General features: G+C 65.1%; 18 protein-coding genes. 11 read left to right on the top strand and 7 right to left on the bottom strand.

Going from position 1 to position 23696, the window contains the following annotated elements; genetic code table 11:
• From OTER_RS19490 to OTER_RS19500, 3 genes are all read left to right on the top strand, one after another.
• Nucleotides 1-201 carry a hypothetical protein gene (locus OTER_RS19490; RefSeq protein WP_012376661.1) on the top strand — a complete coding sequence of 67 codons (201 nt, stop codon included), beginning with the start codon at nt 1-3 and terminating at the stop codon, nt 199-201.
• Nucleotides 182-1888 (top strand): GspE/PulE family protein, encoded by a 1707-nt coding sequence (locus OTER_RS19495; protein WP_012376662.1) that lies wholly within the window; start codon nt 182-184, stop codon nt 1886-1888. Before OTER_RS19490 ends, OTER_RS19495 begins: the two co-directional genes overlap by 20 nt.
• A gap of 63 nt (nt 1889-1951) precedes the next feature.
• Nucleotides 1952-2311 carry an Hpt domain-containing protein gene (locus OTER_RS19500; protein ID WP_012376663.1) on the top strand — a complete coding sequence of 120 codons (360 nt, stop codon included), beginning with the start codon at nt 1952-1954 and terminating at the stop codon, nt 2309-2311.
• 168 nt (nt 2312-2479) lie between these two features.
• On the opposite strand, the gene mdoH is transcribed toward OTER_RS19500, so the two are convergent.
• The 7 genes from mdoH to OTER_RS19535 all read right to left on the bottom strand — a co-directional run bounded on the left by mdoH (nt 2480) and on the right by OTER_RS19535 (nt 11315).
• Nucleotides 2480-4627: a glucans biosynthesis glucosyltransferase MdoH gene (gene mdoH, locus OTER_RS19505; protein ID WP_012376664.1), complete on the bottom strand. Its 2148-nt coding sequence runs from the start codon at nt 4625-4627 to the stop codon at nt 2480-2482.
• Nucleotides 4628-4697: 70 nt separating this feature from the next.
• Nucleotides 4698-5294 (bottom strand): hypothetical protein, encoded by a 597-nt coding sequence (locus OTER_RS19510; RefSeq protein WP_012376665.1) that lies wholly within the window; start codon nt 5292-5294, stop codon nt 4698-4700.
• 52 nt (nt 5295-5346) lie between these two features.
• Nucleotides 5347-6906 carry an OpgD/OpgG family glucan biosynthesis protein gene (locus OTER_RS19515; RefSeq protein WP_012376666.1) on the bottom strand — a complete coding sequence of 520 codons (1560 nt, stop codon included), beginning with the start codon at nt 6904-6906 and terminating at the stop codon, nt 5347-5349.
• Nucleotides 6903-7886: a uracil-DNA glycosylase gene (locus tag OTER_RS19520; protein WP_012376667.1), complete on the bottom strand. Its 984-nt coding sequence runs from the start codon at nt 7884-7886 to the stop codon at nt 6903-6905. Before OTER_RS19520 ends, OTER_RS19515 begins: the two co-directional genes overlap by 4 nt.
• A 9-nt stretch (nt 7887-7895) precedes the next feature.
• Nucleotides 7896-8492 (bottom strand): riboflavin synthase, encoded by a 597-nt coding sequence (locus OTER_RS19525; RefSeq protein ID WP_012376668.1) that lies wholly within the window; start codon nt 8490-8492, stop codon nt 7896-7898.
• Between the two features lie 4 nt (nt 8493-8496).
• Entirely contained in the window at nt 8497-9882 is a 1386-nt protein-coding gene (locus tag OTER_RS19530) for a PDZ domain-containing protein (protein WP_044892728.1), read from the bottom strand.
• 83 nt (nt 9883-9965) lie between these two features.
• Nucleotides 9966-11315 carry a trypsin-like peptidase domain-containing protein gene (locus OTER_RS19535; protein WP_237702393.1) on the bottom strand — a complete coding sequence of 450 codons (1350 nt, stop codon included), beginning with the start codon at nt 11313-11315 and terminating at the stop codon, nt 9966-9968.
• A gap of 18 nt (nt 11316-11333) precedes the next feature.
• On the opposite strand from OTER_RS19535, the gene leuS reads away from it, so the two are divergent.
• The 8 genes from leuS to OTER_RS19575 all read left to right on the top strand — a co-directional run bounded on the left by leuS (nt 11334) and on the right by OTER_RS19575 (nt 23642).
• Nucleotides 11334-13907: a leucine--tRNA ligase gene (gene leuS, locus OTER_RS19540; RefSeq protein WP_012376671.1), complete on the top strand. Its 2574-nt coding sequence runs from the start codon at nt 11334-11336 to the stop codon at nt 13905-13907.
• 71 nt (nt 13908-13978) lie between these two features.
• A complete protein-coding gene (locus OTER_RS24480; protein WP_012376672.1) occupies nt 13979-16603 on the top strand; it encodes a FecR domain-containing protein in 2625 nt (874 codons plus the stop codon).
• 20 nt (nt 16604-16623) lie between these two features.
• Nucleotides 16624-17754, top strand: a complete 1131-nt coding sequence (locus OTER_RS19550; protein WP_012376673.1) for a porin family protein — start codon at nt 16624-16626, stop codon at nt 17752-17754.
• 7 nt (nt 17755-17761) lie between these two features.
• Nucleotides 17762-18406, top strand: coding sequence for a polysaccharide biosynthesis/export family protein (locus OTER_RS19555; RefSeq protein ID WP_012376674.1), 645 nt, complete (start codon nt 17762-17764; stop codon nt 18404-18406).
• 4 nt (nt 18407-18410) lie between these two features.
• Nucleotides 18411-20573, top strand: coding sequence for a GumC family protein (locus tag OTER_RS19560; protein WP_012376675.1), 2163 nt, complete (start codon nt 18411-18413; stop codon nt 20571-20573).
• Between the two features lie 235 nt (nt 20574-20808).
• Nucleotides 20809-21654, top strand: coding sequence for an LpxI family protein (locus tag OTER_RS19565; protein WP_012376676.1), 846 nt, complete (start codon nt 20809-20811; stop codon nt 21652-21654).
• Nucleotides 21655-21870: 216 nt separating this feature from the next.
• Nucleotides 21871-22344 (top strand): bifunctional nuclease family protein, encoded by a 474-nt coding sequence (locus OTER_RS19570; protein WP_012376677.1) that lies wholly within the window; start codon nt 21871-21873, stop codon nt 22342-22344.
• Nucleotides 22345-22487: 143 nt separating this feature from the next.
• A complete protein-coding gene (locus OTER_RS19575; RefSeq protein WP_012376678.1) occupies nt 22488-23642 on the top strand; it encodes a tRNA-dihydrouridine synthase family protein in 1155 nt (384 codons plus the stop codon).
• The last annotated feature ends 54 nt before the right edge of the window (nt 23643-23696 follow it).

Raw genomic sequence — 23696 nt, forward strand, 5'->3', positions numbered from 1 at the left:
ATGAATCCTCCCCCTGCGACGCCCGCCTCCGGCGGTCCACCCGTGATCGGCGAAGTCCGCTATTCGCTGCCGCAGCTCCTCGAGGAGCTCGCCATCGAACGTTCCAGCGGCTCGTTCTCCATGGAGAAACTGGACCAGAACGAAATCAAAAAGCTCTTCAAGAGCCGGACGCCTCCCCGCCGTGTCAAACCCAAGAAGTAGCACCTTTCTCACGGCCATTCGCAACCGGCCGAACTTCGACTACACGCAGGAGCTCGCGGCGCTGGTCGAACGCCACGGCGTCGGCGTCGAGCTCGTGGAAGCGCTGATCGACGAGAAGATCCTGCCGAAGGAGGATGTCTGCAAATCCTGGGCCGACTCGCTCGGCGTGGCCTATGTCGATCCTTTTGCCTCGGTGATTACGGACGAAGCCGTGGAGCGGATACCGGTGGAAATCGCGCGCAAGACCCGCGCGATCGGCCTGTATGTGGTGCAGGGCGTCCTGACCGTGGCCCTGGCCACGCCACTCGAGACCGAACTGGTCAAGCGGCTCGGCCAGATCGCGCAGATGCCGATCAGCCCGGTCTTCGCTCTGCCCCGCGAAATCGAAGACGCCATCTCGATCCACTACTGCACGGAGAAAAACCTCGAGGAAAGCCTGAACGAGCTCGAGAGCTCGAGCTTGTTCGACAAGCCGGACTTGGTCGGCGACAAGCTCGCGGCGCTGGCAGAAAACAACTCCCTGACGCAGATCCTCGACGAGATCATCTACTTTGCGCTCCGCGAGCGCGCGACGGACATCCATATCGAGGCGCAGGAGACGCAGAGCCGGATCCGCTTCCGCATCGACGGCAACCTGCGCGAGATCCTCACCTATTCGCGCAAGCTGCACCGCGCCGTCGTCTCCCGGCTGAAAATCCTCTGCGGCCTGAACATTTCGGAGTCGCGCTTTCCCCAGGACGGCCGGTTTTCGATGCCGATCGGCAGCCAGTCCGCGAACTTTCGCGTCTCGACGATTCCCTCCGCCTACGGCGAGAAGGCGGTCGTCCGCATCCTCGCGCTGACCGGCAAGAAATCGATGCTCACGCTGGACAAGATGATGATCTCCCAGACCGTCCTCCAGCCGTTCAAGCGCCTCATCCAGAATCCGAACGGGATCATCTTCGTCACGGGCCCGACGGGCTCGGGCAAAACGACCACGCTTTACGCCGCGCTGCACGAGATCAACTCGCCCGACCTCAACATTTCCACAATCGAGGACCCCATCGAGATCCAGCTTCCGGGCGTCACGCAGACGCAGGTCAACGCCCACATCGACCTCAAGTTCGCCACCATCCTGCGCGCGTTGATGCGCCAGGACCCGGACGCGATCCTGATCGGCGAGATCCGCGACTTGGAAACGGCCAAGATCGCGACCGAAGCCGCGCTCACCGGCCACATCGTCTTTGCCACACTGCACACGAACACGGCGGCGCAAGCGATTGTGCGGCTGATCGAGATCGGCGTGGAGCCCTACATGGTCGCGCCCACGGTTATCGGCGTGCTCGCGCAGCGACTCGCCGCCCGGATCTGCGACAACTGCAAGGAAGCGTATTACCCGACACGCGACGTGCTGCGCCGCTATTTTGCCGACGAAGGACTCACCGACGTGCCGTTCTACCGGGGGCGCGGCTGCACCGCGTGCCGCGGCACCGGCTACAAGGGCCGCGTGGCTTTTCACGAACTGGTGCTGATCACGGAGGAGATCCGCACCCTGATCGCAGAAGGCAAGAGCGCGCAGGAAATCACCCGCGCGGCCGCGAAAGTCGGCTACAAGCCTTTGCGCTACGACGGGCTCAAGAAGGTGCTGCTGGGCCTCACGACGATCGAGGAGATCGATCGCAACACCTCATTCGAGTGGTCGGCGTAGCGGCGGCTGATTTCGGACTGAATTTCTGTTGCGGCGTGCCGTTCGTACGGAGATCCTCCCGCCATGGCCGACCTCCCCGTAATCGACCAGCAGTCGATCCAGAATCTTCGCGAACTCAATCCCGGGGATAACGACGAATTCTTGCGCGAGATCGTCGGCATCTATCTCGAAGACACCCCGCTCCGCCTCACGGAGCTGGAGCAGAGTCTGGCTGCCGGCGAGGTACCGAAATTCACGCGCGCCGCCCACAGCATCAAGGGCAGCTCCGCCAACGTCGGCGCGATGCTCGTCCGCGGCGTGGCCGAGACGCTGGAGCATCAATCGGCCAAGGAAGGGTTGGATCACGTGGCTCCACTGCTCGCGAATCTCAAGGCGGAATTCGCCCGCGCCAGGGAAGCGCTGGTCGCACTGACCGCGCGCTGACGCGATTTGGCACCGGATGTAGCCGGACTCGGTGGGCCGGCGATCTGAGCCGCCGCTCAGGTTACTCAGGGAGACGGGACACCCTGTCGCGTCGTAGACAAGCAGCGCGACGAGGGCGCTGCGGCGCCCAATGCCCGTGGCGCCCCATGACAACCCTCCGCAATCGCTTCACCGATACAACGCGGTCGTCGGCGTCGTGGTGAGCACGTTGTACTGGCGCATCGCCAGCCGCCACCATTCTGCGAGCGCTCCAGCCGGACAACTCCACAGCTCGCGATGGAGCCAGATCATCGATTCGGCATCGAGCAGCAGCGCCATTTTTTCCTTCGTCGAGATGGTCTGGGGGCCTTCGTGCAACAGCCGCCGGCGGAGCTGCGAAAACCATTCCCGGGCCTCCTCGCTCGAGCGTCGCTGCCGCAGCAACGCCACGTGCATCGCATTGATGTAGGGATCCAGCACCGCCTGCATCAGGCCGTAGTCGGCGCGCAACGGTTCGATCGGCTGCAAGTGCCGGTAGCACTCCGCGAGGTTCTGCCGCAGCCGCCGGAGCTCGTAGGCCGGCTGCGTCTCCTCCGGCGCGAGGAACAGGCCCAGCTCGCGCGCGCGCCGGCCGAAGCTCGCCTTGCTCAGCAAAATCGAGAGCGGGATCGAGAGCACCAGGCCCGCCAGCACCGGACTGAGCCACCAGAAAAATTCCGGCAGCAGGATCAACGCCGAGAGTCCCCACACCAGTCCGAACAGCGTATGGCCGCCGTGAGTGATGATCGCCTCGCGCCAGTCGGTGCCGTCGTCCTCGGCGCCGCGCTTCTGCGGCACCCAGCTCACGCCCTGTCCGAGCAGGGTGAACAGCACGAACTTGGAATTGAACATCATGTTGATCGGCGCCAGCAGCACGGAGCTCGCCATTTCCAGCAGCGCGCTGATCACGAACCGCACCCGGCCGCCGTAGCTCTCGACCTCCTCGCGCCGGCTGAGCAGCGCGAGGATGCTCACGATCTTCGGCAGGAACAGCAGCAGCATCGTGAAGATGAAAAGCGTGAGCGCCTCCGGCACCTCGAGTTCGTAGCCGAAGATTGACGTGTAGTCCTGTGGCCGCAGCTCGCGCGCCTCGCCGCTGCTCACCAGATCGAAGACGTTGATCGAGCTGATCAGCATGAACAGCAGCCAAAGCGGCGACGACAAATACGCCATCACGCCCATGAAAAGGTGAAACCGGTTCGCCGGCCGGAAACCGCGCGCCGTCAGCAGCCACGCGTGCTGCATATTGCCCTGCGACCAGCGCCGGTCGCGCTTTGCGCTGTCGATCAGCGTGGGCGGCCCCTCTTCATAGCTACCCTCGATGTCGTGCGCCAGCCACACGCCCCAACCCGCCCGCCGCATCAACGCCGCTTCGACAAAATCGTGCGAGAGGATGCGGCCGCCGAACGGCTCGCTGCCGGGCAGATCCGGCAGTGAACAATGCTCCATGAACGGCTGCACCCGGATGATCGCGTTGTGGCCCCAGTAGTTGCCTTCGTGCTGCTGCCAATAGTTCAGCCCGGCCAGAAACAGCGGGCTGTAGACGCGGTTGGCGAACGATTGCACCCGCGCATAGAGCGTCTCGCCATTCACGATCCGCGGCGCCGTCTGGATGATGCCGACTCCCGGATTTTTTTCCATCAACGCCACCAGCTCCACCAACGCCCGCCCGGTCATGATCGAATCGGCGTCGAGCACGACCATGTAGCGATAGTTGCGCCCCCAGCGCCGCAGGAAGTCCGCGACGTTGCCGGCCTTCTTGTTGATCTGATTGACGCGCTTCCGGTAAAAAATCTTCCCGAAGCCGCCGACCTGCTTGCAGAGTTCGATCCAGGCCACCTCCTCGACGATCCATTGCGACGGCTCGTTGGAATCGCTGAGGATGAAAAAATCGAAGTGCTCGAGCTTCTTCGTCTCCTGCACCGAACGGAAGACCACCCGCAGCCCTTCAAAAACCCGGCTCACGTCCTCGTTGAAGACAGGCATGACGATCGCGGTCGACGCCAGCGGCCCCTCTTCGCCGCGCGCCAGCGTCGCCGTGATCCGCCGGCTGTCGCCGCCGCGATTGATCACGTAAAATCCCGCCAGCGCGGTGCAGAAGCCCACCGCGATTTGCGCGAACAGGATCACGAACAGCACGAGCAGCGTCAGCTCGACGCCCGTGAGCCCACCCCGCCACAGCAGGTCGGCCATGAACCACGTCGCCACGCTGGTGAGCCCGAAGACGCTCGAGAAAAACATGAAGCGCCGCCGGTTGAGCCGGGCGGCGGTCATTCGATCGTGGGGAGCCGAGCGCATGGTGCTGGAAAACGCGACGGCCCTTCAGGTCTCCGCCGGAGCGGCAGGCGCCGGGGCGGAATCGACAGGTTCAACGCGTCGCATAGAAGATCACCGCGAGCACGCCGGCGAAAAGCAACCACAGGAACAGCGTTCGCAGCAGCGGCAATTGTTCGAACCGTTCCAGCGTTTCCCCTGCCGCCTCGGAAATCGGGCCGAGATCGATGGGCCGCGGCACCATGCTCGACACCGCCATGTCCGGGCCGGCGGTCAGCGCGCCCTTGCGCATCGCCTCGGCGAACTCCACCGGCGCGTTCACGCCCTTCTCGAGAAAGGCATACGGCCATTTCTGCGGGCCATCGCACAACAGCAGTGCCACGCGTCCGTCCACCGCAATGCGATCGTGCGGCTGGTCGCGCTCGTCGAGCATGTCGGCAAACCACGTGTCCATTTCCTGCTCGACCTCCTCGGCGGCCAGCGAGGTCGGATCGAGCCGGGGATTCTCCGCATGCCGCTTCGCGGCGCGTTCCAGCACCCGCAAAATCAGCCGGCTCGCGTGCAGCCGGTTCTGCAGCCGGTGCGCGCGCAGGTAGTCCTCGACGCGCACGTAGGCCGCGTTCCACGCCTCCATCGTGCCCGAGGTGGGGCGGAATTCGCCTGGCAGCGAAATGGGCTCGGCGTCGCTCATGCCGGGAGACGCGGAGCCGCCGCCGGCCGGCCCGCGGCGGGCGGAGCCTGGGTCAGGGTTGCCACAGATAACTCCAGGTTTCCGTCAGCACGTGCGGCGACTTGCGCAGAAAACACCGCAACTCGACCGGCCGGCCCGAACCGTCCGGCCGGATCGCAAACGCCACGCGCCAGGTGCCGTTGAACGGGTTCTTCTGCACGGTCGCATGCGCGAGCTTGGCGCCGTCGCCGACCGTCACGACCGGTTCGATCGCCGGATCCGCGCTCTGGTTGTTCAAATACGGTCCGGCGAAATCGAGATGGAACCGTTCGAGTTCCGGCTCGTGCGTCTTCGTCCGGCCGTGCCGTGTCGAGACCGTGTAGCCGGCGGGCGGGTGAATCTGCTCGGTGAACCAGTGCAGCCGGTATTCATACACCAACGGCTCGCCGACCGGCGGCACGTCCCGCGGCGTCCAGAACGCGACGATGTTGTCGTTCGTCTCGTCGGGCGTGGGAATTTCCACCAACCGCACGGAGCCTGCGCCCCAATTGCCGATCGGCTCCACCCATGCGCTCGGCCGGCTGTGATACGCCGCCTCGAGGTCCTGGTAGTTTTCGAAATTCCGATCGCGCTGCAGCAGCCCGAACCCGCGCGGACGCTCGTCGCTGAACGCCGCCACGCGCACCGCGGTCGGATTCGTCACCGGCCGCCAGAGCCATTCGCCCGCGCCGGTGAACAGCATCAGCCCGTCGGAGTCGTGCACCTCCGGGCGGAAATCATCCGTCTGGGTGTTCGTGTTCTCGCCGTGCCAGAACATGCTGGTGAGTGGCGCGAGCCCAACGGTCGTCACCTGTTTGCGGAAAAACAACGCCGCCTTTACGTGCGCCACGGTATCCGCGCCCGGCGTGATCACGAACCGGTAGGCGCCGGCGACACTCGGGCTGTCGAGCAGCGCGTAGAGCGTGATGCTCTTCGCGTGCGGCTCCGGCCGCTCGATCCAGAAGTCGGTGAACGTCGGAAACTCTTCGCCGCCCGGCTCCGCGGTGTTCAGCGCCAGCCCGCGCGCGGAGAGTCCGTAGATCGCTTTCTGGCACAGCAGCCGGAAATAGCTCGCGCCTTGGAACGCGCCGAGTTCGTCGCCCGGCTTGTTCATCGGATAAAGAATCTTGAAGCCTGCGAAGCCCATCGTGCCCGGGATTTCGCCGCGCTCCAGCCGGTCATAGATGAACAGCTCGGGGTCGAACTTGATCAGCGTCGGCTCGCCGCGGCGGATCTCCGAGATCTGCACGGTGTTCTTGATGATGAAACCCGGGTGGAAGAACTGCAGCTCGAACGGCAGCCGCTCCCGGCGCCACCAGGAATGAGCCGGATCAAACCGGATGCGCCGGTGCTCGTCGTAGCTCAGCTTCAGCAGCCACTCGGGCACACGGCTCGCGGGCGCCACGTAGGGTTTCGCGGCCAGCATCCTCGCCCGGTAGCGAAGGGTCTCGAAATCGAACGGTTCGTCCGCCGCCGGCGCGCGGTTCCACGCCGCGCCCAGCAGCAGCACGCCGAGCAACCACGCGCCGGCGCGGCGAAAGTTGAGCGGGGCACGATTCGTCACCAGCGCGGCCGAAAGAGTGTGGGTGTTCATTTGTCCAAAAAATATCCGCGTTGTTTTTCTGCAATCGGCAGTCCGGCGCGTTCCATCACCTTCAACAGATCCTCCCAGATCATCCGCTTCGAGCGGTTCGACTGATTGCGGAGGATGTAGCTGGGATGGTAGGTTACCATGAGCGGCTTGTCGGCAAACGTGTGCCAGCGCCCCCGCACTTCGCCGAGCGCCTTGAACGATCCGATACCGAGCAAGCCCTGCGCCGCGGTCGAGCCCAGCGCCACGAGTACCTCCGGATTCACGATCTCGATCTGCGCGCGTAAATACGGCAGGCAGTAATTCATCTCCTCGCCATTCGGCGGACGGTTGCCGTACTGCACGCCGCTCGCGCTGACCGGCATCTCCGGCCGCCAGTTCATGATGTTGCCGATGTAAACCTCGTCACGTCGTAGTCCCATTGCGCCAATCATTTTGGTCAGCAATTGTCCTGCGGGACCGACAAAAGGTTCACCCTGAATTTCCTCTTCCGCGCCCGGGGCTTCCCCGACGAACATGATCTTCGCCTCGAGGCTCCCCACGCCCAGCACCACCTTTTTGCCGGGCCGGACGTGGGCGCAACACACCGCATCCGCCAGCACGTGCTCCCGCAACGCCGCAAACCGCGCGGCCTTGTCGCCCTCCGGCAGCGTGAAGGGTTTCGGCGCGGGAATCGTGGCCGCTCTTGCCACGGGTGCCTCAGTTTCAGCCGGCGCGCGATCCCCCACAGGCGGGGTGACCGTACCGCGATCCGGCTCGGGTGTGGCAAGGGTCGGCCTGCCCTCCGTAGCTTCAGCGATGGAGGGCGACCCCGGGCTGGGCTCAACGCGCTCGGCAACGGTCTTGGCTGGCGTCCCATGCCCACGCTTCGCCACCGCGCGGCGCAATGCGGCTACGCTGTCGTCGGACACGACGACCGTCTTCACGCCTGCGGCTTTGAGTCGCCGCAGTTCGTCAGTGAGCGCCGTGAGTGCGTGGTGCATGGGTTCAGGTCACAAGGATCGCGCGGCCAGAAGCTTTTCTACGTATTTGCCGAGTAAATCGAATTCCAAATTCACCGCCTCGCCGGCTTTGCGCGCGCCGAGGTTGGTAACCGTCATTGTCGTCGGGATCAGCCATACGTCAAAAACCGGTCCGTCCACCGCCGCCACGGTGAGCGAGATGCCGTCGATCGCGATGCTACCCTTGTGCACCAGGTAGTGCGCGCAGTCGTCCGGCGCCCGCACCTTCAGGTAGTGGTCCTTCCCGCGCGGCTCGAGCAGTTCGATCACGCCGAGTCCGTCGATGTGACCGGTGACGAAATGTCCGCCGACCTTGCCGTCGAACCGCAGGCTGCGCTCCAGATTCACCGGCGCGCCGGGCGCGAGCATCGCGAAATTCGTCAGCCGACGGGTTTCCTCGAGCACGTCGAACTGCAGCACGGAGCCGGCGACTCCGGCGACCGTGAGACAGCATCCGTTCACCGCGATGCTGTCGCCCAAGGCGACGCCGCCCAGCGCCGCGCGCGCTTCGATCTGCAGCCGCCAGGCTTCCCGCTCGGGCGTGAAGCCGACCACCTTGCCGGTTTCCTCAACGATTCCAGTGAACATAAATTCAAAGCTTCACGCGCAGCACCGCGGTCTCGCCGCCGCGGCTGACGAGCAGCACGCATTCGGTGCGAAAGCGATCCGCCTCGATCGTGCCGAGTTGCGTGGCGGCGGCCGCGAAGGTCTTCACTTCGGTGCCGTCGATCTCCTTGATCCAATCATCGGTCCGCAGGCCGGCGACCGCCGCCGGACCGTTCGGCTTCACGAAATGCGCGATCACGCCGGCCGCATCGCTCGTGCGGGCGCGCCGCGCCACGGCGTCGTCGTAAACGAACTCGCGGATCGTGAGCCCGAGCCGATCGAAGTATTTCCGTTCCGCCTCGCTGAAGAGCTTGGGTTGCTCGCCAAGTACGATCCGCGCGTCCACGCGCGCGCCGCCACGGAGCACGGTGAACGTGATCGCATCGCCCGGCCGGCGCCGCTGGATCTCGCGTCCGACGTAGCCGACGACCACGCGGTCGGGCTTGAACCGCGGCAATGGCTGCCCGTCGATCGCCAGCAGGATGTCGCGATCCTTGAGCCCGCCGATCTCGGCCGGGCTGCCCTCGAGCACTTCGCTGATCACCAGCGCCGACTGCGCGCCAAGTTTGAGAAAGCTGGCGACCTCCGGATCGACCGGCTCGAGCCCGTAGGCTCCAAGCCACGCGAGCGGACGGCCGAAAACATTCTGCGGAATCCGCTGCAGATACGGCAGCACCTCGGCCGCAACCAAAAGCGCGCCGCTCTCCTCGACGTTGACCAGGATCACCGGCAGTCCGCCGCGATCGTCGCGCGAGAACTGCACGTAGTTTTGTCCAAACGAGCTCGCCGCCAGCCCGACAAAATCACCGTTGCGATTGAACGCCGGCAAGCCGGGGCCGGCGACTTCCTGCTGCGCAATGGCAGTGCGCTGCGGCAAGGCCTGCACGAGCGCGATCCGGCTCGTAAGCAGATACGGCAGGAAATCCTCGTCCTTGCCGCGCAGTCCGATGCCCCAGACTTCTTCGGCGATCGCGGGCGCTTTCGCGCCCGCCGCGGCGAACCGTGTGATGGGCACGAGGTCGCCCCGCACCGCCGACGCCGCGCGCACGAAGTGCCAGCCAGTCAGCGCGTCCTGGCCCAGATACTCGCCTGGCGCCGGCTCAGGATTTCCGGGACGGTAGACTTTGAATTCCTTGAGCTGTGCGGGCGTGGTGCGCGGACTCACTGCGACCGAGGGCAGGATGATCGTGCCCTGGTCGTCAATCACGGTGCCATACGCCACGCTCGGTCGGCGCTCAATCTCGGTCTCGACGTAGTATTCGACGGCGACCACGCACCTCACGCGCTCGGCCCACAACGCCGGCAGATCCGCGGCGCGGAGGAAAGGGGCGACGGCGACGAACCACAGCAGCAGTCCCGCGACTTTTTTCACAGACGAACGATGGCTTTGCGCGCTGGTCGGAGACGGGCGCGTTTTGCGGACGCTCAGGGCGCGACGGGTACGGCTGAAAATCGTCATGGCTTGAAAACACAGAGCGACACCTGTCGGTCACGCATGATTTCCACGAGCACCGGCTCCGGCTGCGCCGCGTAGCTGGTGTGCGCGCGTTTCAGGGTTTCGAGCGTGTCCACGGGCTGTTGATTCACCGCCGTGATGATGTCTCCGCGGCTGAGTCCTGCAACCGCGGCGGGGAACCCCGGCTGCACGCCGATCACCAGCACACCGGCGGCGCTCGCCAGCTGATTCTCCCGTGCGTAGGTGCGCGACACCTTCCGCACACTTAGCCCCCATCGTTCGAACACGCTCTCCTCGCCCACCCGGCTTTCGAGCTGCTCGGTGACGACTTCGTAGTCGCGCGTTTCGGCGCCGCGCTTGATCGTGAGCCGCAGCGTCGAACCCACCGGATGGCTCGCAATCAGGTGCTGGATCGGTGGCAGCTGCTCGGGAAAACGGCCGTCGACCTTCGTACCGTTAACCGCCAACAAAATATCGCCGCCACGGATCCCGGCGCGCGCCGCGGGCGAGTCGCGATCGACGTTGTTGATCAACAGCCCGGTGTTCAGCGAAAGCGCGTAGAATCCTTCGAAATCCCGCAGGTCGCGCGGCACGATCCCGATGTAGCTGCGCACAATCGCGCCGTGGCGCACCAGCCCGGCCATCACTTCCTTCGCGATGGCGGCCGGAATCGCAAAGCCCATATTGTCCGCGCCCGCGTAGCCTCGCGAGTTGATCCCGACGACGCGACCATCGGACGTCACCAGCGGGCCGCCGGAGTTGCCGGGATTGATCGCCGCGTCCGTCTGCAGCCACGTGTTGAACGTGCCGGTCTCGTAGCCGTTCACGCCGCGCGGATCCTCGAAGTAGCGGTTGTTGTTGGAAATGATTCCGCGCGTCGCCGTGCGCGTCAGCCCGAACGGCGTGCCAACCGCATAAACGGTTTCGCCGATGGGCAGCTTGCTGCTGTCGCCGAACTCCGCGTGCGTGAACGTCAGCCCGCGCCGTTTCACCTCCGCCAGATCGACCCGCAACAATGCGAGGTCCGTCCAGTGATCCCAGCCGACCAGCGTGGCGTTGACGCGCTCGAGGCTCGCCAGCGTCACGATCAGCTCGACGGCGCGCGGGCTCGCCACGTGCGCATTCGTGAGCACCAGCCCGTCGGACGAGAGGATCACCCCGGACCCGACGCTCGCGGCGAACCGCCCCGCGCCGGCTTCGAACGCCAGCTCGCGCACATCGATCCGCACCACCGCGTCGAGCAGCCGCTCGAAGCCGCGGCTCACCGCCGCGCGACTCAACGGCAGCACACCGAACCACATCAGGAGCGTGGCGAGCGCGAAGATTGACCGGGCGGAGAAAGGTTTCACAGTGGCGAGTTCACGCGAATGGCTACCAGCAGCACAGATTACAACTTCCAAGAGATCGAGCCGCACTGGCAATCTTTCTGGGAACAACATCGCTCGTTCCGGGCGGAAAACGGCTCGTCGAAGCCCAAATTCTACGTGCTCGACATGTTTCCGTATCCCTCCGGCGCGGGGCTGCACATCGGCCACCCCGAAGGCTACACGGCGACCGACATTCTCGCCCGCGCCAAACGCGCGCAGGGCTTCAACGTCCTCCACCCGATCGGCTGGGACGCGTTCGGACTGCCGGCGGAGCAACACGCGGTCAAAACCGGCACGCATCCGGCGACGAACACGCAGAACAACATCACCAACTTCCGCCGGCAGATCAAAGCGCTCGGATTCTCCTACGACTGGGAACGTGAAATCGACACGACCGACCCGAAGTATTTTCGCTGGACGCAGTGGATTTTCCTGCAGCTCTTCAAGCGCGGTCTGGCCTATGTCGACGAACGCCCCGTCTGGTGGTGCCCCGAACTGCGGACCGTGCTCGCCAACGAGGAGGTCGTCGACGGCAAGAGCGAAGTCGGCGGTTTTCCCGTCGAGCGGCGCAACCTGCGCCAATGGGTGCTGCGCATCACCGCCTACGCCGAGCGGCTGCTCGCCGACCTGAAGACCGTCAACTGGCCCGAATCGACGAAGCGGATGCAGGAGGCGTGGATCGGCCGGAGCGAGGGTGCGGAGCTTTTGTTCGAATTGGAGCACAAGTCGCTTGGCCAGCTGAAGGTGTTCACCACGCGGCCCGACACGCTCTTCGGCTGCACTTACATGGTCGTCGCCCCGGAGCATCCGCTGGTTGCCCGGCTTACGACGCCGGATCACCGCGCAGCCGTGGAGGCCTACAAGAAAAAGGCCGCGGCGAAGAGCGATCTCGAGCGCACCGACCTCGCCAAGGGCAAGTCGGGCGTCTTCAGCGGTAGCTACGCGATCAATCCCATCAACGGCGAGCGCGTGCCGATCTGGATCGCCGACTACGTGCTCATGGGCTACGGCACCGGCGCCATCATGGCCGTGCCGGCGCATGACGAACGCGACTACGAATTCGCGCAGCAGTATGACCTGCCGATCACGCGCGTGATCGCCAACGACGATGGCGGGGACCGGCTGCCGTTCACCGGCGACGGCCACCTCGTCAACTCGGGTCCTTACGACGGACTGCGCTGGGAGGAGGCCAAGAAACGGATCACCGCCGAGCTCGCGCAACGCGGCGTTGGCCAGGCGACGGTGAACTACAAGCTGCGCGACTGGTTGTTCTCGCGCCAGCGTTATTGGGGCGAGCCGTTCCCGGTCGCGTGGGTCGACGAAGCCGATTACCGGCGCGCCGCAGCCGCGCGGCCCGCCGACGTGCCGCCGAACCCCGTGACGTTCACCAGCAATGGCGTGACGCATTACGCACTGCCCTTGCCCGCCGCTGCGCTGCCGCTCGAGCTGCCAGACGTGCAGTCGTATCTACCCAGCGGCAACGGCGAAAGCCCGCTGGCCAACGTCACCGACTGGTTGGAAATCTGGCTCGACTACACGAACGGCGCGGCAGTGCCGGCGTCGCAGCCGCGGCCGGCGGGCGACACTTGGATTCGCGCGCGCCGCGAGACGAACACGATGCCGCAGTGGGCGGGCTCGTGCTGGTATTATCTGCGTTTTCTCGATCCGAAGAACCCGGACGCCATCGCTTCGCCCGAGGCATTGCGCTACTGGGGCGTGCCGGATCTTTACGTCGGCGGCGCCGAACACGCGGTGCTGCACCTGCTGTACGCGCGATTCTGGCACAAGGTGCTCTTCGATCTCGGGGTCGTGCCGCAATCCGAACCGTTCACGCGGCTGTTTCACCAGGGCATCATCCTCGGCGAGGACGGCGAGAAGATGTCCAAGAGCCGCGGGAACGTCGTGAATCCGGACACGATCATCGCGTCGCATGGGACGGACACGTTGCGATTGTATCTGATGTTCCTCGGCCCGCTTGAAGCGATGAAGCCGTGGAGCATGCAGCAGATCGAGGGCGTGCACCGTTTCCTGCAAAAAGTCTGGCGCGAATGCATCGGCCCCGACGGCAAGGTGAACCCGAAGATTTCCGCGCAAGCCGCCGAGCCGGCCGAAGTCATCAAGGTGCTCCACGAAACGATCAAAAAGGTCGGCGAGGACATCGAGGCGTTGCGCTTCAACACCGCGATTTCCCAGATGATGATCTGCGCGAACGCGCTGCAGAAGTCGCCGCAGGTCAGCCGCTCCACCATGCTCTCGTTCCTGCAGCTGCTGGCGCCCTTCGCGCCTCATCTGGCGGAGGAACTCTGGCAGCGGCTGGGCGAAAGTCCGTCGATCCAAGCCGCGCCCTGGCCCAAATACGATGCCAGCAAGTTGGCCACCGGACAGGTGAAGCTGGTCTTCCAAGTAAATGGCAAACACCGCGGCGACGCGCTCGTGCCCGTCGGGCTTTCGCAAGCCGACGCGGTGGCCGCGGCGACGGCCCACGAGAAGGTGGCGCCATTCGTCACTGGAAGGACCGTGAAGCGAGTCGTTTACGTCCCCGGTAAAATACTCAATATCGTGGTCGATAATTAGGTTGCGTTCAGATCGCTCGATTCTAGGTATTACACCCTAGTAGCGGGCCCGATCAGAACCCAACCTACGCCATGAAACTCCCACCGCTGTTCTGCTTCCTGGGGCTGCTGCTCAGCGCCCAGTCGGTCGGCTTTGCCGCGCTTGGTCGCCAGAACAACATCTTGGGGAAGTTCGTGGTCACCAGTGTGAACGGCACGGCCACGTGCGTGAGCGACGGCCGGATCCTCGAGCTGAAAAAGGGGGACGCGATCCTGGCGCGCGGCGCGGTCATCACCACCGCCCCAAAATCCAACGTGGTGCTCGTCTTTTCGAATGGGACCGGCGTCTACACCGATGAGAGCACAACGCTGCGAATTGAACGGTTCGAACAGGAGTTTTTCGCGCCCAACAACAACCTCCGCGTGGAGCCGTCGAACTCGACCACGATGGCGAAGCTTACGAACGGCCGCGTGATCATCAGTACGCCACGGCTGCTCAGCGCCACGGTGATGAACTATCAGACGCCGCACGCGTCCGTGATGGTCCGCGGCGAGAAGATCCTCATCGAAGCGTCGGACAAGCAGACGCACGTCGCCATGATCGCCGGCAACGCGACGGTCAATCCGCGCGACACGCGCGGCAACTTCGTCGCCGTGGGCAAGCGGCTCGTCACCGGCCAGGAAGCCTTCGTGAAGCCGACGATCAACGCGTCCGACCCCGACGCGCCGGCGAGTGTCGACGTCAGCAATCCCGCTGCGCCCGCAGCGGCACCTAACGCCGCGCCCGCCGCCAAGACCGCGGCTCCAGCCCCTGCCGCACCGGCTCCGACCGCGCCGCAGGCCGTCGTGCTCAGCCTTTCCGGCACCGCCTCCACCCGCGCGGCCGACTCATCGCAGGAAACCGCCCTGACAGCGGGGGCCTTGCTCGCGGAAAACAGCATCGTGATCACCGGCGACGCTTCCGAAGTGCACCTGCAGCCGTTCGTCGGCGCGATTGCGACGGTGCAGCCAAATTCCGTCGTGCAAATCGAGCGGCTTTCCGTCCCGACCGCTCCCGCAGCCAAACGCTCCGTGACGCTGGCGCTGCGAGCCGGCGGCGTGGTATCGATGATCGATCCCGCGCGTCGTTTCACCAACGAATACCAGGTGCGCACGCCCCAAGGCCTCGCCGAGGCGCACGGCACGGCGTTTGCCGCTTCGCTGGCGCACGGCGGCTTCTCGCTCGCCGCGACCGCCGACACCGTGTCGTTCACGACCACGTCCGGCACGCATTACCAGATCTCCGCGGGCAACGTCGTCGTGACGGGCCCCGGCCGTGATCCGCAGCCACCGGTGCCCCTCGCCCAGGCGGTGGCGGGCGATCCGGCTTTCCGCACGGTGATCGAAGACGCGTTTTCGACCGCGGTCAGCCTCACGCGCAACAACGTCGGCAGCCTGCCCGCCGGTTCCTCGCTCAATCTCCTCACCAAGATCACGGCGAGTGCCGCCGCGGCGCTGCCTGACCAGGCGGAACGCTTCGTCACGGAAGCGTTGAACGCCATCGCGGCGCCTTCCTCGCCGATGGTCACCCAGGCCGGCCCATCGGTCGGCGCCGTCATCCACGCTATTACCGCGGCGGTTCCCGGTCGCGCGCCCGCGCTCGCCGCCGCCGCCGCCCGAGCATTTCCGAGCCAGGCTGCGGCAATCGCGGCGGCCGCGGCGAAGGCCGCTCCCGCCCAAGCGGCGCAGATCACCTTGAGCGTCATCGGAGCGGTGGCCCAGCCCGATCCCGCGAGCGGCGTGTCCGCTTCCAGTCTCCAGACGGCCGCGACCGTCGCCGCAGCGGTCACCAGCTCGACCGTCAATCAAGCCGGGCCCATTGCCGCGGCGGCGCTGCAGGCCGTGCTGCAAAACGGCGCCGCTCGCACCTCTGACACCACCGCCCGGCAGGCCGCACTGATCGCCGCCACGGTCACCCGCGCCGCGCCGGGCCAGGCGATTCAAGTCGCCCGCGCGATGATGCAAGCGCTGACGCAGGAACTCACCGAGGCGACGCCGCAGACCCTCGCGCGCATGTCGGCCTTGCTCGCCGGCTCCATCATCGCGGTCGTTCCGCCCCAGGCCCAACCGGTCGCGACCGCCGTCATGCGGTTCCTCGTCGAAGCTTATCCCAACGTGAGCAGCGGCGCGATGGCCGAAATCGCCGGGCTCGTCGCGGGTACGGCCGGACAGATCGTACCGGACCGTGCCGCCGAAGTGGCCGCGGGTGTCGCCGACGTGTTGGGCGTAACCGCTGATCTGTTACAGGCGAGCGTGACCCGATCGGTCGATCTCACGGGCCAGATCGTCGCGGAAATCATCGGCATCACCCAGGAATCGGCCGTCGCCTTCCAGCACAGCACCGCGGCGGCGAATTCGCTCGTCGCCGGGTTGCAGCTGGCCGAGTCACCGATGCTTGCCGGCGCGGCCCTCGGCGAAGCCTCCGGCTTGGCGTCCGCGGTGGAGGACCCGACCAGAACCGAGCTGAATGCCGCGACCTCAATCATCATCACGCAATTTGATCCGGAACAGGTCGCCGAACTCACGTCCGATCTCGAGGCAGCGCAAACGGCGCAGACCACGGTGCAATTCTACACGGAGTCGACGTCCGACGGCGGCACGACCGTGCGACCGGCGCCAACGATTCCGCGCACCATTCCCGTCGAGACCACCGCGAGCCCGAGCACCGCGGGATTCTAGCCGCCCCGCCACCCGACCCGATGACCTTCCGCCGATGCCTCTGGATTCTCGCCGTAGGGATGCTCGCGCTCCCGTCGGCGCACGCTTTGTTCAATCTGAATCAAGGCAAGGATCTGATCTTCGTCAGCGGCACCTACACGATCGGCTACGATTCCAATGTGTTCACCCGGGCCTCGGGCAAGGAGTCCACGACGCAGACCGCTTCGCTCTCGATCGACTACGCGCGGCAAGCCGGCCTGATCGGGGTCACCGCCAATCTTTCCGCCACCTCCGGCCGGTTTGAAAACACCCGCGGACAGAATTTCAACGATCCCAGTCTCGCCGTCGTTTTCCGCAAACGCTACGGCCGCACCACGGGCGCGCTGATGATGAACGCCCGGCGCGAAAGCCAGCCCGACCCCGACGTGGGCCAGCGCACGCAATCCTGGAACTATTCCGCGGGGCTCGATCTGCGCTATCCCGTCAACGACCGCTACTATTTCACCAACAGCGTGCGCGGCTCTTCCCGAGCATACACCGGCACCAGCGTCTTTCCGAATCTGCGCACCTATCAGGACAGCCTCGCGCTCAACTACGTCTACTCCTCGAAGCTCGATCTCAACGCCGGCTACTCGTTCGTTTACAGCGACGGCTCGAGCGCGACGAAGTCCTACGATCAGTCGTTCACGTTCGGTGCGACCGGCAGCATCCTGCCCAAGCTCAGCGGCACGATCCGGATCGGCGTGCAGCAACGCGATCGCGAGGCCCGCGCCGACGGTCGCGAGAAGTTCAGCTCCTTCACATCGGGGACGACGCTCCGCTGGCTCTTGTCGCGCAAGGTGTCGTTCAATTTCGAGTTCAACGACGACTACTCCACCTCCGCGACGGATATTTCGGTCAATCGTACGACCGCCGGCTTGCATGCGTCATTTTCGATCAGTAACAAATACGCTGGAAGCGCCGGCTTCACCTATTCCCAGAGTGACTTCCTCGGCCTAGCCGGCGATGGCCGACACGATGAACTGCTGCAGTTCGATGCGAGCATTGGCGTGGCCCTCACCACGCGGATCCGCACGACGTTCGCTTACGATTACTCCATCAACTATTCGACCCTGGCCTCGGCTGATTACGATCGACACCACCTCGGCTTCTCTCTGATCGCGTCGTATTGACCGCCCCATGCCCCCCACCTTTACCCACCTCGCCCGCCTGCTGCTCGCCGGCCTGCTCGTCGTTCTAACAGCCGGCGCCGCCGCTGCCGCCGCCGACACACCGGCCGCGGGGACGACCGACAAACCCGGCTTCGTTTACCGGCTCACCATCACCGATCGGATTCGGATTTCCGTTTTTCAGGAGGAAGATCTCGCCGACATCGTGCGGATCGATGCGCAGGGCAACGTGAAGTTGAAGCTCGCGGGCGATGTGAAGGTCGCCGGCCTCACGGCCAGTGAGGCGCAGCGCGCCATTGAGCAGGCCTACCGCGACGGCCGTTATCTCCGCAATCCGCAGGTGACGATCGCCATCGAGGATTACGCGCCGCGCGAGGTCTCGATCCAGGGACAGGTCAAGGCCCCGGGCCGTTTCCTGCTGCCGATCGAATCCACCTTCTCCGTCGTCGAGTTGGTCACCAAGGCCGGCGGACTCACCGATATCGCCAAGGGCAGCGCCGTCGTCGTGACGCGCATCACGCCCGATGGCCGGAAACAGACCTTCACCGTCAACGTCGACAGCGTCATTCGCGGCAAGAAAGGCAACGATACCGACGCGTCCGATCTCCTGCTGGAGCCGGGCGACATCGTCTACGTGCCCGAGCGCATCATCTAACCTCATGTCGCTCGCCGAAGCCAAACCAGCTGTCCAGCCCGGCGGCGCCCGGGATGAGGAAACCCTCGTCGAACGCCGCGGGTTGCGCGACTATTACATCATCCTGCGCGAGCGGCTCTGGATCGCCTTGCCGCTCGCGCTGCTGGTGGCCGTGCCGCTCGGCTATTTCCGGGCGCGGGAGACTCCGCTCTACGCGGCGATGGCGACGATGCAGTTCGAGAAGCCGGAGACCGTCGTCACGTCGCAGGTCGTCGTCGACCCGTCCGTGCGCAGCGATATCGAGCTCAACACCAACATCCAGGTGTTGAACAGCGCCCGCATGCGGTCCCGCGTCGTCGAGTCGTTCACGCCCGAGGAAGTGCAGATCCTGCAGCGGCCGTATCTCGCGAACCTCGCGCCTGGCGCCTCGCCGCCGTCCGCCGGTGGCGCCCTGGGCGGCGTCAGCATCGACGCCGCCCGCAACAGCCTGCTGATCACCGTTCGCGTCGTGCACCCGGATCCGGAAGCCGCCGCGCTCGTCGCCAACCGCTACGTCAACCAATTCATGACCTACCTCATCGAGCGGGTGGGCGGCGTGAACGAGTCCGCGGTCGAATTCCTCCGCAATCGCGCCGACCAACTCCGCAAGGAGGCCGAGCAAGCCGACGTCAAGCTCAACGCCTACATGCAGGCGCACAACCTCGTGTCGCTCGACAAGAACAAGGACATCGTGAGCGAGCGCCTGAAGACGATCAGCAGCACGCTGACTTCGGCGCAGTTGGTCCGGCTCAATTTCGAGAATCAATACGCGCTGGTCGAAGCCTACCGGAAAGAGGGTCGCAACCTCGTCGAGATCCAGTTCATCGCCGGGCATGGCACCGTGCCTACCCTCAGCGCGCAGCTCTCCAGCTTGCTCCAGTCGCAGTCGGTCCTCGCCGAACGCTATCTCGAACGGCATCCGAAAATGATCGATCTCGCGAACAGCATCGCGATCGTCCAAGAGCAGCTCGGCAAGGCGCTCGATCTCGCGATCGCGGACCTCGGCACCCGGCTCAACGAAGCCCGCGAAAACGAGCGCACCCTCCAGGAACAATTCGCGAAGGCCGAGAAGGAATCCCTCGACCTCGGCGCCCTCGCCCCCGAGTTCAACTCGCTGCAGAATCAGGCGCAGGTGTCGAAAGCCAACTACCTGTCCATCCTCGACCGGCTCAACCAGACCACGACGACCAAGAACCTGGAGAAGATCCCGCTCCATCCGCTCGACCATGCCGTCGTGCCGGGCGCGCCGTTCACGCCCAACCTGAATGCGATCATCCGGCTCTGCGTCGGCGTCGGCGTGATGGTCTTCTTCGGCGTGGCGTTCGGACTCAGCTTCATCGACGACCGGATCAAGAGCGCGTGGGACGTGGAATCGTTCATCGGCGCCAGCCTGCTCGGGATCATCCCCGACCTCGCCGCGCTGAAGGACGACGAAAAGTACTCGCTCCTGTTGAGCGGCAAACAGGCACCCGGTGTCGAGGCGTTCCTCAGTGTCTACAGCTCGGTCAAAATCCACTCGAAGCTGGATTTCCCCAAGACTGTCCTCGTCACCAGCACGATTCCGGGCGAAGGCAAGACCCTCATCTCCTGCAATCTCGCCGGCAGCTTCGCGCGTCACGGCAAAAACACGCTGCTGATCGACTGCGATCTGCGCCGCCCGATGCTGCACCGTCACTACAAACAGCAGAACAACGCCGGTCTCATCACGTGGTTTGAAGCCGGCTCGCCGCTCGACGGCGAGCTCGCGAGCACGCCCGCGTTGGGGATCATCAAGATTTCCGAGAATCTCTCGTTGCTTTGCTCCGGCGGTCGTTCGAAGAGCCCGACCGAGTTTTTGGAAAACCCCGTGTTCGGCCAACTGCTCGAACGGTTGAAACGCGAATACGATCTGGTGATCATCGACTCGCCGCCGCTCGGCGCGGTGACCGACAGCATGCTGATCGCCGAGCGCACCGACGAGATCATCTACGTCTGCCGCTTCAATCGCGCTTACCGAAAGCACATCCGGCTTTACATGAAAGCGCTCCGCGACGCGAAGAACGAGGTGCTCGGCGTCGTGCTCAACGGACTCTCCCCGCGGCGGATCGAGTACTACTCGAACTACCGCTACTACCGGAGCTACAAAAAATACTACGGCTCGCAGTCGTAGCCCGACGCGCGGCAGAAGTGTGGCCGGAGCGGGCTTCGCGTGGGGCGCCCGCGGACGCATCGATCGCGAGCCAACCAAAGTCGGACGCTCGCTCCGTGAGCGCCGCGAAGGTGACTCGACCTCCCGGTGGCCGGCGGAATGCCCGCCGTACGGAAAAAACGGTTGCCCGAACGGACATGGCAGCGTTGAGGATTTTTCCGTTTCCCTGGGCACCGCTCCCTGCTCCACTTGCCTCGTGCCGCTCTCCGCGTTCCTGCCTCCGGATTTCGACCCGCGCCGTCCGCTCGCGCTGATCGCCGGACAAGGTCTCTATCCGCAACTCGTCGCCGCCGCGGCGCGCCACGCCGGCGTCCCGCTGAAGCTGATCGCCTTCGATGAGGAAACGCGTCCCGAGCTGATCGCGTCGTTTGCCGACGCGGACCGCCGCACCTTGCTGGTCGGGCAACTCGGCAAGATGCTGAAAATGCTCCGCGAGTTCGATGCCGGCTACGCGCTGATGGCCGGTCAGATTTCCCCGCGGCGGTTGTTTCGCGGCTTGCATCCCGACCTCAAGGCGGTGCGCCTGCTCGCTTCGTTGAAACGACGCAACGCCGAGACGATCTTCGGCGCCATCGCCGCGGAAATCGAAGGACTCGGGATCACGTTGCTCGACGCCCGCTCGTTCTTGGACGACCAGCTCGCCACCGCCGGCTGCATGACCGGCCGATCGTTTCCGATCGATCGCGACTACGTGGAGCATGGCGTCCACATCGCGCGCGAATGCGCCCGGCTCGACATCGGCCAGGGCTGTGTCGTTCGGAAAGGCACCGTGCTCGCGGTCGAAGCCTACGAGGGCACCGACGAGATGCTGCGGCGTGCCGGGGCATTCAAGACCGACGCCGCGCTGTTCGTGAAGACGGTCAAGGCCGGCCAGGATTATCGCTTCGACGTCCCTTGCTTCGGCCAGCGCACGCTTGAGACCATGCGCGAGGCCGGCATCGCTGCCGCGGCGCTCGAGGCCGGCCGAGTGATCATGCTCGATCGGCCCGCGGTGCTCGCGCAGGCGCGCACCTGGGGGATCAATCTGCTCGGCTTCGAGTAAGTCGCACGGGCATCCCGCCGCGTGGTCCGGGGCTTGGCGACAGCCTCCCGCGCTCAGCCCTTCCCCAGCCAGCGCTCGTGCACCGCGCCTTCATCTTCACCACGTTCTCGCGTCGGGCGGGACATCCAGCCCGCGGCCGCGTCCGGAGACACGACGCCACCCGTTCACTGCCGAACCCGACTTGCGCTTTCTGGGCTTAAGCCCATTTCTTTCCTCATGCAGAATGATGCCGTCACCGTGACCGTGAAAGGCGTGATGCCGACCGCCAACGGCTGCGCCGTGTTTCTCGGCAACGACGGCAAGACGTTCGTGATCTACGTCGATCATTCGGTCGGCAACGCCATCCAGATGACGCTTAATGGCGTGAAGAAAGAGCGCCCGCTGACGCACGATTTGATCGGCAGCATTTTTCTCGGCTTGGGCGCCCACCTCGAGCACGTGCTCGTCAATGACGCTCGCGACGGCACGTTCTTCGCCCGCATCCTGCTCAAGATGGAGAACGAACTTGGCAAGAAGATCGTCGAAATCGACGCGCGGCCGAGCGACTCGATCGTCCTCGCCCTCCAGCAGAAACGGCCGATCTTCGTCGCCCGCGCGGTACTCGACGCCGTCGAGGACATGACCGAGATCCTCGAACGCGTGCGCCAGCAGCAGGCCGAGGAACCCGGCGAGGAAGAGGAAAATCCCTGAGCGCTTGCGTCCCTCACCAGCGAAGATGGTAGGGCGAGGCGTCCCGCCGAGCCGTCCTGGGAGCACGGGCGTTCTGCCCGCATCGAGTGCGCTCCTGCCTCCCGGCGTGCGTATCCGAGCACGCGCCTCAGCGCGTCCGCGCCATGACTGATCTCCCCGCACCGCTTCCGCCACCCGTCGTTGCTGGACTCCCGCTGACCGCGCTCGCGCCGATGCAGGACGTCACCGATCTGACGTTCATGCGGGTGATCGCGCATTACGGCGCGCCCGACTATTTTTTCACCGAGTTCTTCCGCGTGCACTCCCAGTCGCGGCTGGAGAAGCACATCGTCCGGTGCCTCGATGACAACACCACCGGCCGGCCAATTTTTGCCCAGGTAATCGGCGAGGACCTCGAGCAACTGGTCCGCACAGCGCGTGAGCTTCAGCAACACCCGATCGCGGGGATCGATCTGAACCTCGGCTGTCCTGCACCCAAGGTCTACAAGAAGAACGTCGGTGGCGGGCTGCTGCGCGATCTCGCTCATGTGGACCGGATCCTCGGCGCGCTCCGCGCCGCCACGCCCGGCGGCCTGTTTACGGTGAAGATGCGGATCGGGTTCGACGACACGACGCCGTTCGAACCGATGCTCGACCTGGTGAATGCCCACCGCGTCGACCTGCTCAGTGTGCACGGGCGAACCGTGAAGGAGATGTATCGCAGCCGCGTGCACTACGATTTCATCGCGCGCGCGGTGCAGCGCGTGCGCTGTCCTGTGCTCGCGAACGGCAACGTGACGTCCGCGCCCCGCGCCGTCGCGATCCTCCGCGAAACCGGCGCCGCGGGTGTGATGATTGGCCGCCACGCCATCCGCAATCCGTGGATCTTTCGCCAGTGCCGCGAGCTGTTTCACCCGCCACCGGCGCTTCAGTCGACGACAGAACCAAGCAGCCTCCCCGCGACGGCAGGCGCCACCTCGCCGGCCTGCTTCCGTCCCACGTTCGCCGATGTCCGCGACTACATCGCACATCTTTACCAGGCGACCCAGACGCCGGGGATCCCGGAGCGAATCCACGTGAGCAAGATGAAGAAGTATCTCAACTTCGTCGGCCAGGCGGTGGACCCCACGGGCGCCTTCCTGCGCGAGATGCGCCGCGCCGAATCCGAAGCCGAACTCTTCCGCGTCTGCGATCGACATCTGCTGCCCGAGCCCGCGCACCTGATCGCGGACGAGCCTTACGAGGGTGTCATCGCCCGGCCGAATTGCGAAACGCCTCACCCCGCCGACCGCGGTTCACCTGAGACGATCTCGGCGTAAACCGCAATCGGCTGCAGCGGAACGTGCCAGCGTTTCGCCGCAGGTCTCCGCCGG

It is taken from the genome of Opitutus terrae PB90-1 (assembly GCF_000019965.1).
In the GTDB taxonomy this organism is placed as follows: domain Bacteria; phylum Verrucomicrobiota; class Verrucomicrobiia; order Opitutales; family Opitutaceae; genus Opitutus; species Opitutus terrae.

What these genes read in the sequence shown, in the direction of transcription:
- OTER_RS19490 (WP_012376661.1), top strand. Translation starts at nt 1, where the DNA reads ATGAATCCTCCCCCTGCGACGCCCGCCTCCGGCGGTCCACCCGTGATC.
- OTER_RS19500 (WP_012376663.1), top strand. Translation starts at nt 1,952, where the DNA reads ATGGCCGACCTCCCCGTAATCGACCAGCAGTCGATCCAGAATCTTCGC.
- mdoH (WP_012376664.1), bottom strand. Translation starts at nt 4,627, where the DNA reads ATGCGCTCGGCTCCCCACGATCGAATGACCGCCGCCCGGCTCAACCGG.
- OTER_RS19510 (WP_012376665.1), bottom strand. Translation starts at nt 5,294, where the DNA reads ATGAGCGACGCCGAGCCCATTTCGCTGCCAGGCGAATTCCGCCCCACC.
- OTER_RS19515 (WP_012376666.1), bottom strand. Translation starts at nt 6,906, where the DNA reads ATGAACACCCACACTCTTTCGGCCGCGCTGGTGACGAATCGTGCCCCG.
- OTER_RS19520 (WP_012376667.1), bottom strand. Translation starts at nt 7,886, where the DNA reads ATGCACCACGCACTCACGGCGCTCACTGACGAACTGCGGCGACTCAAA.
- OTER_RS19525 (WP_012376668.1), bottom strand. Translation starts at nt 8,492, where the DNA reads ATGTTCACTGGAATCGTTGAGGAAACCGGCAAGGTGGTCGGCTTCACG.
- leuS (WP_012376671.1), top strand. Translation starts at nt 11,334, where the DNA reads ATGGCTACCAGCAGCACAGATTACAACTTCCAAGAGATCGAGCCGCAC.
- OTER_RS24480 (WP_012376672.1), top strand. Translation starts at nt 13,979, where the DNA reads ATGAAACTCCCACCGCTGTTCTGCTTCCTGGGGCTGCTGCTCAGCGCC.
- OTER_RS19550 (WP_012376673.1), top strand. Translation starts at nt 16,624, where the DNA reads ATGACCTTCCGCCGATGCCTCTGGATTCTCGCCGTAGGGATGCTCGCG.
- OTER_RS19555 (WP_012376674.1), top strand. Translation starts at nt 17,762, where the DNA reads ATGCCCCCCACCTTTACCCACCTCGCCCGCCTGCTGCTCGCCGGCCTG.
- OTER_RS19560 (WP_012376675.1), top strand. Translation starts at nt 18,411, where the DNA reads ATGTCGCTCGCCGAAGCCAAACCAGCTGTCCAGCCCGGCGGCGCCCGG.
- OTER_RS19570 (WP_012376677.1), top strand. Translation starts at nt 21,871, where the DNA reads ATGCAGAATGATGCCGTCACCGTGACCGTGAAAGGCGTGATGCCGACC.
- OTER_RS19575 (WP_012376678.1), top strand. Translation starts at nt 22,488, where the DNA reads ATGACTGATCTCCCCGCACCGCTTCCGCCACCCGTCGTTGCTGGACTC.